10 protein-coding genes and 1 pseudogene are annotated in these 12,180 nt (G+C 33.2%); 7 read left to right on the top strand and 4 right to left on the bottom strand.

The window, feature by feature from the left end:
* Positions 1-96 precede the first annotated feature (96 nt).
* Together WBQ70_RS02535 and WBQ70_RS02530 are read right to left on the bottom strand one after the other, a co-directional pair.
* A complete protein-coding gene (locus WBQ70_RS02535) occupies positions 97-1,494 on the bottom strand; it encodes a di-heme oxidoredictase family protein (protein ID WP_423910118.1) in 1,398 nt (465 codons plus the stop codon).
* A gap of 59 nt (positions 1,495-1,553) precedes the next feature.
* Complete coding sequence (locus WBQ70_RS02530) at positions 1,554-2,720, bottom strand: imelysin family protein (RefSeq protein ID WP_423910115.1); 1,167 nt, start codon at positions 2,718-2,720, stop codon at positions 1,554-1,556.
* 209 nt (positions 2,721-2,929) lie between these two features.
* On the opposite strand from WBQ70_RS02530, the gene WBQ70_RS02525 reads away from it, so the two are divergent.
* The 4 genes from WBQ70_RS02525 (at position 2,930) to WBQ70_RS02510 (ending at position 9,134) form a co-directional block, all read left to right on the top strand.
* Positions 2,930-4,147 carry a DUF4856 domain-containing protein gene (locus tag WBQ70_RS02525; RefSeq protein WP_423910112.1) on the top strand — a complete coding sequence of 406 codons (1,218 nt, stop codon included), beginning with the start codon at positions 2,930-2,932 and terminating at the stop codon, positions 4,145-4,147.
* A 70-nt stretch (positions 4,148-4,217) separates the two neighbouring features.
* On the top strand, positions 4,218-5,324 hold the full coding sequence (locus WBQ70_RS02520) for an imelysin family protein (RefSeq protein ID WP_423910110.1): 1,107 nt from the start codon (positions 4,218-4,220) through the stop codon (positions 5,322-5,324).
* A 35-nt stretch (positions 5,325-5,359) separates the two neighbouring features.
* Complete coding sequence (locus tag WBQ70_RS02515; RefSeq protein WP_423910107.1) at positions 5,360-6,718, top strand: HTTM domain-containing protein; 1,359 nt, start codon at positions 5,360-5,362, stop codon at positions 6,716-6,718.
* Positions 6,657-9,134 (top strand): TonB-dependent receptor domain-containing protein, encoded by a 2,478-nt coding sequence (locus WBQ70_RS02510; protein WP_423910104.1) that lies wholly within the window; start codon positions 6,657-6,659, stop codon positions 9,132-9,134. Before WBQ70_RS02515 ends, WBQ70_RS02510 begins: the two co-directional genes overlap by 62 nt.
* Positions 9,135-9,278: 144 nt before the next feature.
* On the opposite strand, the gene WBQ70_RS02505 is transcribed toward WBQ70_RS02510, so the two are convergent.
* A complete protein-coding gene (locus WBQ70_RS02505) occupies positions 9,279-10,076 on the bottom strand; it encodes an ABC transporter substrate-binding protein (RefSeq protein WP_423910101.1) in 798 nt (265 codons plus the stop codon).
* 103 nt (positions 10,077-10,179) lie between these two features.
* A complete protein-coding gene (gene pyrF / locus WBQ70_RS02500; RefSeq protein WP_423910098.1) occupies positions 10,180-10,992 on the bottom strand; it encodes an orotidine-5'-phosphate decarboxylase in 813 nt (270 codons plus the stop codon).
* A 150-nt stretch (positions 10,993-11,142) separates the two neighbouring features.
* On the opposite strand from pyrF, the gene WBQ70_RS02495 reads away from it, so the two are divergent.
* From WBQ70_RS02495 to WBQ70_RS02485, 3 genes and pseudogenes are all read left to right on the top strand, one after another.
* On the top strand, positions 11,143-11,610 hold the full coding sequence (locus tag WBQ70_RS02495; protein ID WP_423910095.1) for a Dps family protein: 468 nt from the start codon (positions 11,143-11,145) through the stop codon (positions 11,608-11,610).
* A 31-nt stretch (positions 11,611-11,641) separates the two neighbouring features.
* Positions 11,642-11,827, top strand: a complete 186-nt coding sequence (locus WBQ70_RS02490) for a CsbD family protein (RefSeq protein WP_423910093.1) — start codon at positions 11,642-11,644, stop codon at positions 11,825-11,827.
* A 105-nt stretch (positions 11,828-11,932) separates the two neighbouring features.
* A pseudogene (locus WBQ70_RS02485) lies at positions 11,933-12,180 on the top strand (hypothetical protein); the annotation flags it as partial.

Here is a 12,180-nt window from a genome sequence, read left to right as displayed (position 1 = left end):
GAGAACAACTTTCCTATTAACGATAATTTTTTTTTATAAAAAGAAAAGGACGCTACAATAGATTCGTAGTGTCCTTTTTAAAAAAGTTATTTTCATTTATAATGAATTAATAAACTCCAAAATTGCGTTTCGTTGTTCTTTTTTCAATTTTTTATATTCATTTTTGGCTATTTCCGCTTCACCACCATGCCACAAAATAGCTTCTTCGACATTCTTAGCCCTACCATCATGTAATAAATTAGTGTGCTTATTAACTGTATTAATCAAACCTATTCCCCATAAAGGTGGTGTTCTCCATTCTTTTCCTGTTGCTAAAAAATCAGGAGTATTATCTGCAAGTTCATCTCCCATATCATGTAAGAGCATATCTGTATAAGGTCGAATGACTTGATTGCGCAAAACAGCAATAGAATGTGTTGATCCCGTAGTCATTTTAGGAATATGACAACTCGTACAACCAATTGTTTCAAAATTTTTCTTTCCTTCCAAAACCGATTTATCAGTGTAATTTCGTCTGGCAGGCACACTTAAAGTACTGGAATAAAAAACCACTTTTTCAAAATTATCATCAGAAATTTCAGGATCACCTCCATTAGGAATAAGACTTCCATTAACTCCAGCAGGTATGTTTTCATAAGGAAATATTGATGTTGTAATCCCCATATCACCTGAAAAAGCTCCTGCCGCTTGTTGCCGAATACTTGGCTGATTGGCTTTCCATCCAAAACGCCCTAATTTTTGTGATTTTGAAGTCGCATCATATACATAATTTGCTTTTCCTGATATTCCATTTTTATTATTCTGAGCAATAAAACCTAGAATAGTAGCCTCGGGAACAGCCTCTAATAGCCCCAACCCTATCACTTGATTAGCAATCCTAGGAGAGACTTGTAAATTAGTTGCTAAAGCTCCAAAACCTAAATTCCCAATATGATAAGTTGGTTTTTGCAATGTTACCACCGTTCCATCCGCAAAAGTTTCTTGTATAGCTTCATTTGTAATCGTATAAACACCTTGAGTTGTTTGTCCTAATATGGCATTATCTTGTAATTGTCCGCCATAGATAGGATCAGGCAAAGAGGCTCCATTAGCATCCACTCCTGGAATACTCAATCGCAACAACAAACCATGCCCTGTTTCTCCATCAAACAATGGTGTTCTTCCCCTACCATCTTTAAAATGACAACTGGAACACGAAATAGCGTTAAAGTATGGTCCAATTCCATCTCTAGCTGTTGTGGATGAAGGCGCACTTACCCAGTTTTGCCTAAAAAAAGAATTTCCGATTCCAAAATCAGTCTCTTCATCTAAACTTAAATTAGCTGCCGAAAAACCAAAAGCCTCCTCAGATGTATTAAATACAGTAAGTGCTCCACCTGAAAACTGCTCTCCTTCCTCTGCTTTCAATTCAACATAATCTCCTTCATCAGAAGAACTACAACCTACTAATTGAAAAACAACTACAACAACAAAAATTCTTATATAATTACTCATATTTATAAACAGGAAAAGTGCCTCTGATTAGAAGCACTTTGATTCAACTTTTATTTATTTTAACTATTAACTATAATTCCAATTTTAGTAGCACCATCTAATAAATCTACTGATAACTTCTTGATTGCCTCAGCAGCAATTTTAACTTTTGCACCTTCAACAGAATTAGCACCACCAGAAATTGCAAAATCAAATGGGATTGCAATTGCACTAGCATCACTTTGAGCGGTATTCAGAATCAATTGAGTGGCAGCAAAAACACTTGCATCTGCTTGACGCACTAAATCTTCTAAAGAAGGCCCATCAATTGATCCGTATTTTCCTTGATACACATTCACTACACCTTGTAAATTTAAAATAATATCTCTATGTGTATTATCACTAAAACAAGAGTGTTCATCTTCTTGGCTTTGATTTCCAAGAGCTACTAACATACGCTCTACTGGTAATTCAGAAGAAGACAAAGTAGTAATTCCTAAATACATATTTTTTATCGCTTGATTTTCATCCAATCCTAAAAAAGTAGTACGATAAACCCCGCCTATTTTCCATTGGTTCACAAGATAAAGTAAATGGTCTGAAAGCAAATCAGCACATACTTTAAGATAAGTCGCTCTTCGAGATTGATTACTTGCCGTTCCTCCCGTTATTAGATAATCAGTATAAGGCCTTAGTCCTGGTTTTTTTTCTGATGGAGCCGTTAAATCTTGTCCCCATAGTAAAAACTCAATAGCATGATATCCTACAGTTACATACGTTTCGTTATCATTTTTACCATTTTCATCCTCTAAAACTTCCTTAGTTATACTAGGGAATTCAGCAGACATATTAATAATTCCTGAAGTAGCATTTCCCTCAACATAATCGATGTATCCCTCATCCAATGGCCAAGAGTTGATAAAACCTTCTGGACCATCTTGATTATCAATAGGGCCATTTGCAAATCTAAAAGCTTCGGTCGTACCATAGCTTTCTCTTGCAGTTAACCAAGCATCTTTAGCGGTTGTAAAATTTGTTTGGGAAGGGTTTGCTGTAAAAGTGTTAATGGCTGTTTCTAATACAACCACATCATCATACGCTTTTTGATAGTTAGCATAGACAATGCTAGCATAATTTTCAATCACTTGTTTCTTAGTAACGTTAGCATTATCATCATTATCACTACACGATATAAAGAATGCTAGAGCTACCACTACCAAACTACTTTTAAATACTGTTTTATTCATTTTTATTGTTTTATTTTTATTTAGAATAATTATAGACAGTGCAAACCTAATAGATAAAATAGGAATAGACAAGTTTTATTTAGAATTATTTTAAATAAAAATAAGAGTCTAAAAGTTATTTATAAATAATCTAAATAAAATTTGCTATTCTAAAATCGGATACTATCTTTGCAAAAAAACAATCCTTATTCATTCTAAATAAACAATAAATGATACGAACTAAATTTCTTTTTGCAACATTAACAATAGCTTCTTTAGCTTTAAATTCTTGTACAAATAACGATTCTGAACCTGGATACACAGTACCTACAACATATGAATTTAACAGAAACGGTTCTACAACAGTTGATTTTTCAGGGCAAACAAGTCGCTTATTAATGTTAGGAGAAATAGGAACATACATTGGAAATGCTGGAAAAAACGGAACAGCAGCCGATGTAACTATGTTATCTGAAATGTATTCCAATACTAATGATCGTTTTTCAACTACAGACTTAAACACATCTGGAAAACAATTAAAAGACAAAACAGCAGCGTCTAAAGATTACTTTGTGAACTTTGGCGGTGGAGGTTCTACTACTGAAAAATTAGCCGTTCAAACCTTCTTTGAATCTCAGTTTACAAGTGCCAACCTTGCTAGTGTAGGAGGAAATGCTTCAGCAGGTGTAGCAGGTGTATATCTTGATGGAAGTAGCAAAAGATTATTTGCAACCAACGGATTAGAACCACAACAAGTTCTATTAAAAGGAATGATGGGTGCTTGTTTGATGGATCAAGTACTTAATAATTACTTAAGTGTAGTTAAACTAGACGAAGGAACTAACAAAGAAAACAATACAAACAAAGTATTAGAGGCAAGTAAAACATATACCACAATGGAGCATCTTTGGGATGAAGCTTACGGTTATATTTATGGCGCTGGTGGTGGAAAATACTGGGATAGTTATATCAACCAAGTAAATGCTGATACAGATTTTAACACTGTAACTGTTGATATAAAAAATGCATTCATCAAAGGTAGAGCAGCCATCATTGCTAATGATTACAACACTAGAAACGAACAAATCAAAATCATCAAAGCTAAATTAGCTCTTATCCCTGCAGTACGTGCTGTATTCTATTTACAAGAGGGCAAAGGTAAACTTGCAACTGATAATGGTGCTAAAGCATTCCACGCTCTTTCTGAAGCTTATGGATTTATTATGTGTTTGCGCTATACTAACAAACCAGAAACAAATGCTCCTTACTTTACTAAAGCGGAAGTAGATAAAATATTAGCTGATTTAATAGCTGGAACAAACGGTTTATGGGATGTAGATTATTTAAACCCAACCACACCTACAGGCATAAAAACACTAGATGTCTTATCTACAGATATCGCTACTAAATTTGGTTTTACTGTAGCACAAGCAGCCACCGTAAACTAAATCAATAAAATCAAAGCAAGAACAAATAAACGTTCTTGCTTTTTTTGTACTTTTGCAAAAAATTTAAGACATGAAAAAAATACTTTTTTTATTCAGCCTTATTGCTTTAATAGTAGCATGTTCATCTAATGATGAAGGAGGAGAAAGCGATAATTATGACAGAACAACACTTTTAACGAATTGGGCTAACAATATCATCATTCCAAGTTATACAAACTATCAATCAAAAGTTCAAAAACTTATAACTGATGCTAATACTTTCACTACTACTCCTAGTGAGGTAAACCTTCAAACAGTTCGTACTTCTTGGTTAGAAGCATACAAAGCGTACCAATATGTACAGCAATATGGTTTTGGGAAGGCGGAAGAAATTTATTTTAAAGAGAAAACAAATACCTACCCAACGGATGTTGCTGGAATTAAGGCAAACATCACAGCAGGAACATATAATTTTGAACTTATTTCACAGTTTAGCAAACAAGGTTTTCCAGCTTTAGATTATGTATTAAATGGTTTGGCCACTACGGATGTTGAAATTCTAGCTTTTTATACAGGTGCTACTGCAACTAATTACAAACAATACATAAGCGATTTAGTAACAGCATTAAAAACAAATAATGATATTGTTCTTAATGACTGGAACGGAAGTTACAAAGCCTCTTATATTGCTAATAATGGAAAAAGCGTAACGAGTTCTGTAAGTATTACTATAAATGCTTATATTAAAACTTACGAAAAAGATACTCGTGCTGGGAAAATTGGCATTCCATCTGGGTTATTTTCTACAGGAACTCTATATCCTGAAAAAGTAGAAGGATACTATAAAAAAGATGCTTCTAAAGTACTTTGTGAAACAGCCGTTCACGCTGCACAAGATTTTTTCAATGGTAAAAACTTCAATAATACTACCGAAGGACCTAGCTTAAAATCTTATTTAGATTTTCTAAATGTTGTTAGAGACAATAAAAATCTAAGCACAATTATCAATACACAATTTGAAACTTCATATACTAAATTAGCGCTTTTAAATGCTAATTTTTCTAGTCAAATCACTACAGATAACACTAAGATGCTTACCGCTTATGATGAATTACAACGAAATGTAGTGTTATTAAAACTTGACATGATGCAAGCTTTAAAAATCACCGTGGATTATGTAGATAGTGATGGTGATTAATTTTTTGTCGAATGACTTAAATAACAAAACACTTTATGTTACAAAATTATTTCAAACAACATACTTCAGCCGCAACGCTAGCCTTCTTTAGGCTAGCGTTTGGTTTAATGATGCTATTGAGTTTGATTCGTTTTGCGGCTAATGGATGGATTGATAAACTCTACCTCTCCCCTAGTTTTCATTTTAGTTATTATGGTTTTGAATGGGTAAAACCTCTTGGCTTTTATACTTATTTCCTTTTTATTTTTTGTGGTATTGCTGCATTATTTGTAGCCATAGGATATCAATACAAATGGGCCATTCTTAGTTTTTTCCTCAGTTTTACTTATATCGAATTGATGGACAAAACAACCTATCTGAATCATTACTATTTCATTAGTATCATTAGTTTTGTTCTTATCTTTTTACCTGCTAATTGTTATTTCTCTATTGATGCTTTTAAAAACGAAAAGATTCGTTTTCAAAACATTCCGCGCTGGTCTACTGATATTCTAAAATTACTTTTAGCGATTGTGTACATTTATGCTGGATTAGCAAAACTCAATTCAGACTGGTTAGCGGATGCCATGCCTCTGAGAATTTGGCTCCCTGAAAACAATGAGATTCCAGTGTTAAGCTCTTTATTGAATCAAACTTGGATGCACTATGCTTTTAGCTGGATTGGTGCTCTTTATGACCTCGGAATTGTTTTTTTACTATTAAATAAAAGAACGAGAGTTTTCGGGTTTATTCTAGTGGTTGTCTTTCATGTGCTAACTAGAGTTTTATTTCCTATTGGCATCTTTCCTTTCGTCATGATCATTAGCAGTTTGATTTTCTTTGAAGCCAACTTTCATAAAAAAATCTTGAATTATATTGCTGCTCTTTTTTCGAAAGACTGTACTGTTTTCGAAAACAAAAAAGAAAAAACCCAAGAATTCAACACCGTTAACCAACTAAAACTAGGATTTATAACCCTTTTTATTGTTTTTCAATTGGTATTTCCTTTTCGTTATTTAGGGTATCCCGATGAATTATTTTGGACTGAGGAAGGTTTTCGTTTTTCATGGCGTGTCATGTTAATGGAAAAAGCAGGTTATGCTGAATTCACCGTAACCGATGTAAAAAACAACAAAAGTATTCGAGTAAACAACACTAATTTCTTAACAGCATTTCAAGAAAAACAAATGGCGTTTCAACCGGATTTTATTCTCGAATATGCTCATTTCTTAAAAGAATACTATCAAAAACAAGGTTTTGAAAACCCCGAAGTTCATGTACAGAGTTATGTTGCTTTGAACGGAAGATTAAGCAAACAATATATAGACCCAAAAATAAATTTAGCACAAGAAAATGAAAATTTCAAACACAAAACGTGGATACTTCCCTTTAATGACACCATCAAAGGTTTTTAGTCTGTTCTTTCTTTTATTGTTATCAATAAACGGATGGGCACAACATACAATCTCAGGAGTAATTACTGATAGCAAAGGAAAAAAATTGTCGGCTGTTGAAATTTTCAACAAAACAGCGGGTACCAAACAATCATCTAATACAAATGGAGAATTTGAATTTAACTTCCCAAACAGTGGTAGTTTTGACTTTGTGTTTTTCAAAGAAGGGTACAGCATTGTTGAACAAATAAGCATCACTACAGGTAGTCATCTTACAGTAGCATTGCCTAAAATCAACAAACTTTCAGAAGTAATTATCAGAAAACAAAATGAAAAATTGTTTTCCGTTCGTAAATTAAAAGACATTGAAGGAACATCTATATTTGCAGGTCGAAAAACAGAGGTGGTTGATATTTCAAAATTAACAGCTAACAAGGCTACTAATAACGCACGTCAAATATTTTCACAAGTTGTAGGTCTTACAATCAACGAAAGCAATGATGGTGGATTACAATTAAGCATTGGTGGTCGAGGATTAAATCCAAACCGAACATCAAACTTCAATACACGTCAAAATGGATATGACATTAGCGCCGATGTGTTAGGATATCCTGAAAGTTATTACGCCACCCCTACTGAAGCGTTGGAAGAGATTCAAATCGTTCGTGGAGCTGCCGCCTTGCAATACGGAACGCAATTTGGTGGTTTAGTTAATTTCAAAATTAAAACTCCATCTCAAAAGCCAATTGAAGTCACTACTCGAAATACGATAGGATCTTATGGTTTATTCACTAATTTCACTTCTTTAAGTGGTACTGATAAAAAATTTAGCTATTATACTTTTTATAATTACAAAAAAGGAAATGGTTTTAGACCTAATTCTGATTTCGAAAGCAAGAACTTTTTTGCTAATTTGAATTATCAATTTAACGACAAAACTTCGATTCATTTTGATTACACCCATTTTGATTACCTAGCACATCAAGCTGGTGGATTAACTGATGTCATGTTTAAGGAAGACCCTACACAAAGCAATAGAACACGTAACTGGTTTGCTGTAAATTGGAATTTATTTGCTTTAAATTTCAAACATCACTTTGACCACAATGCTGATTTCTCTTTGCAATTATTTGGATTAGATGCGAGTCGTAAGGCATTAGGTTATCGTTCTAATCGGGTTTCAAATCCAGATACGGATGGTACTGTAAGGGATTTAATTATTGGGGATTTTGTCAATTGGGGAGCTGAAGCACGTTATCTAAAACGTTATAAAATCAAAAATCATACGAGTGCGTTTTTGATTGGAGCAAAATATTACCAATCTAGAAATACGGGAATTCAAGGTCCTGGAAGTTCCAGTAGTGATGCTAACTTTAATTTGGCTACCACTGAATTCCCAAGCTACCAAAACCAATCTGATTATGCCTATCCTAATTTGAATGTGGCTATTTTTGGAGAAAATATGTTCAAAATCAACGGAAATTTATCAATTACACCTGGTTTTAGGTATGAAAAAATCAGAACCCAATCCGAAGGATATTACCGAAGAATTAATGAAGATTTGGCTGGCAACATTATTTTGGATGACACCAAAGAAGAGAATATTGTAAAAGATCGTAATTTCGTTTTATTAGGTGTTGGCGTGAGCTATAAACCAGTAAACAAAATTGAAATTTACGGAAACGTTACACAAAATTACCGCTCAGTAACTTTCAATGACATCCGTACGGCAAGCCCTAGCATCGCTATTGATCCTAATATTACAGATGAAAAGGGATACACTTCAGACATTGGAGTACGTGGACAAATAAGTGACAAACTAACCTTTGACACCAGCGTTTATGGTTTGTATTACAACGACAAGATTGCAGAATATTTAAGTAAAAACCCAAATGGTTCTGGAGCATTAGTTCGTTATCGATCGAATGTGGGAACGGCTTTGACCTATGGATTTGAAACAATGTTTGATTGGAGTTTGAGTAAAACATTCTTTCAAGACAATGACAATTTTATTTGGAATGCCTTTTCAAATATCGCTGTAACCGACTCTAAATATTTGAAATCAAATGCCCCTAATATTGAAGGAAACAAAGTGGAATTTGTACCATTTTTTAATTTCAAAACGGGTACTAGTTTAGGGTATAAAAACTTTTTATCAAGCATCCAGTTCACCTATGTGTCTTCACAATATACAGATGCAAACAATAGCAAAACAGACCTTAATGATAACACCTATGGTATCTTTGGACAAATTCCTGCTTATTACGTAGCGGATCTTTCTACGTCATACAAATGGAGTCATTTCAAGCTAGAAGCAGGGATCACTAACTTTACGAATAACAGTTATTTTACGCGTAGAGCAACAGGATACCCAGGACCTGGAATCATTCCATCAGACATGAGAACGTTCTATACAACGTTAGAATATACGTTTTAAAAATAAACATTGGGTTGTTGATAAACCATTAAGAAGTTAATAGTCATTGAATCTGTTCTAAATGATTCTTAACTTCTTAATGGTTTTTTATTAGCTAGAATTTTTACTATCAGAACCAACACGTCTTTTGCGAAAGCGAAAAACTTATTGTTCTAAATTGTGGTGTAGCATTTTAAAGTAAGTAAACGCTTTTAAAAGACGGGTTCCGTACCAAGAGAACATTTCACCATCGACTAAAATAATTTGAGATTTTGGAACCAAAGGTTGCATTTCATAAGCCTCTTCTTTTTTGAAGGGATAAGGTTCTGAGGACAACAATAGCAAATCAGGCTGGTGTTCTTCTTGAAGGTTTTCCAATGCTATTTCAGGATACCTTGGAATTGCGTCATATACATTTTTGAAACGATTGAGCTGTAACAATTCATTGATGTAATTTTCAGATCCAGCTACCATATAAGGATTTTTCCAAATAAAATAAGCGACTTTCTTAATCGGTTTATCCTTTATAAATTGTTTAAAATCGCTCAAGGCAAAAGCCAATTTGTCGTTCCATTTACGTGCTTCGGTACGGCGATTGAACAATTGTCCAAAGTCGGATATCATTTTCAAATTATCTTCAATAGTATGAATATCTGTTACCCAAACCGGACAGATTTGGCTTAACTGCTCGACAATTTCTTTGGTATTTTCTTCTTTGTTGCAAATGATAATATCTGGTTCCAAAAGCCTGATTTTCTCAAAATGAATTTTCTTAGTTCCTCCTACTTTGATTTTGGTCGATTTCAAATGATAGGGATGAACACAAAACTTGGTAATCCCAATAATATTAATTTCTAAACCTAAATCATACAGTAATTCTGTTTGCGAAGGAACCAGTGAAATGATACGCTGTGGCGTAGTTTCAAAGGTATGTGTCGTTCCGAGTTGGTCTGTTTGTTTCAAGTGGAAAGTATTGGTTAAGAGTTATGTATTAAGTGTTAATAGCTATGATTTTATACACTACATAACCCTTAACTCCTAACAAATAACTTATTTTATTTTCAAATTAAACTAACAACGCCGCCATTTCCTGTTGCATTTTCAAAGCTTCTACTCTTGCTTTTTCAGCAAAATCAGTTCCTTTTGATGCATATATAATCCCGCGAGATGAGTTAATTAACAATCCTACTTTATCATTCATTCCGTATTTACATACTTCAGAGAGGCTTCCTCCTTGTGCTCCTACTCCTGGAACTAGTAAGAAACTATCTGGAACAATTTTTCGAATTTCTGTAAAATATTCGGCTTTAGTAGCGCCAACTACATACATTAGGTTATGGCTATTTTTCCATGTTTTAGACGTTTCTAAAACTTGTTTGTATAATTCTTTTCCGCCAACATTCAAAGTCTGAAAATCAAAAGCCCCTTCATTAGAAGTTAAAGCCAGCATAATAGTATGTTTATTTTCAAAAGCCAAAAACGGCTCCACCGAATCTTTCCCCATATAAGGTGCCACGGTTACACTATCAAAGTTTAAATCTTCAAAAAAAGCTTTGGCATACATTGAAGAAGTATTCCCTATATCACCTCTTTTTGCATCTGCAATAGTAAAAATATTGGGGTAGTTTTCGTTAATATAATTGATGGTTTTTTGTAAAGACATCCAACCTTTAATTCCATACGCTTCAAAAAAAGCCGTATTAGGTTTATACGAAACGCACAAATCATGTGTCGCATCAATTATTGCTTTATTAAATTCAAAGATAGGGTCTTCAAGGGCTAATAAATGTTCTGGGATTTTATTTAAATCCACATCTAAGCCTACGCATAGAAAAGATTTTTTAAGTTGAATTTGGTCGTAAAGTGCTTGTGTTGTCATGTGTAGATTGATTCTGGAAGCAAATTTACAAACTAGAATTTTAAAAAACTTGGAATTTTATAATAATCCTAAAAAATTGTATAAGAGTCTTTCTTTGTACGCTCTATATCTTTGTAAAGAAGATTTTAAACAATAAAAAAACAACAAGATATGGAACCTAAAGTAGGAATCACAAAAAAAGATTTAGAAGCAAGCATTGACCGTTTAACCATTGTTTTAGCTGACGAAATGGTACTTTATGTTAAAACTAGAAAATTTCATTGGAATGTATCTGGTAATAGTTTTATGGAGTTACATAAATTATTTGAAGCACAATATACAGAGTTAGAACACATCATTGATGAAGTTGCGGAACGCATTAGTAAACTAGGAGGAAATGCGATTGGTACAATGAAAGAATTTGTTGAGCATTCCAATCTAAAGGAAAACCCAGCAAATATTGACCAAAAGGCAATGATTAAAGAGCTATTAGCAGATCATGAAATTGTTCTTAAACAATTAAGAGATTTTATAAAAGTTACTGATGACACTAATGATTTTGGAACTGCTGATTTCATGACCGCACTTTTACAAAAACATGAATCACAATCATGGATGTTACGCAAATACGAAAAATAAAAACAATAATTAATATTAAAAATTAGAAATTATGAATACTACAGAAATTAAAGGAAATTGGAACGAAATTAAAGGAAAATTGAAACAAGAATATGCTGACTTAACTGATGACGATTTGTTATACGAAGAAGGCAAAGAAGATGAGCTTTTTGGGAAAATCCAAAAGAAAATCGGTAAATCGAAAGATGAAATCACTAAATGGATTGCTGATTTGTAATTGATTGCCCAAGAGCACAAAAATGACTGTCTATCCAGAAATTTAATCTTATATTTATAGGATTTATTTCTATAGACAGTTTTTTTAATATAAGTTACATTTTTTATGAATACATCAGTTAATAAAAATCATATTGCATTGGATTTATTGAGTTTCATCTCCATTGTTTTTTTATCTTACATTTTGCAAGACTTTTTAATTCCATTAGCTTTTGCCATTATATTAAGTGTACTTATCTATCCTATTGTTCAATTTTTTGAATCTAGAGTGTGCTTTAATAGAATTGTATCCATTACCATTGCTATCCTTATTTTTTCTGTGATCATCTTTGCAGTTTTTGTTCTGATTGGGAT

The sequence above is a fragment of the Flavobacterium sp. genome, assembly GCF_049590715.1.
Taxonomy (GTDB): domain Bacteria; phylum Bacteroidota; class Bacteroidia; order Flavobacteriales; family Flavobacteriaceae; genus Flavobacterium.
Note: the sequence above shows the minus strand (reverse complement) of the source record. Positions and strands in the feature narration are given on the sequence as shown.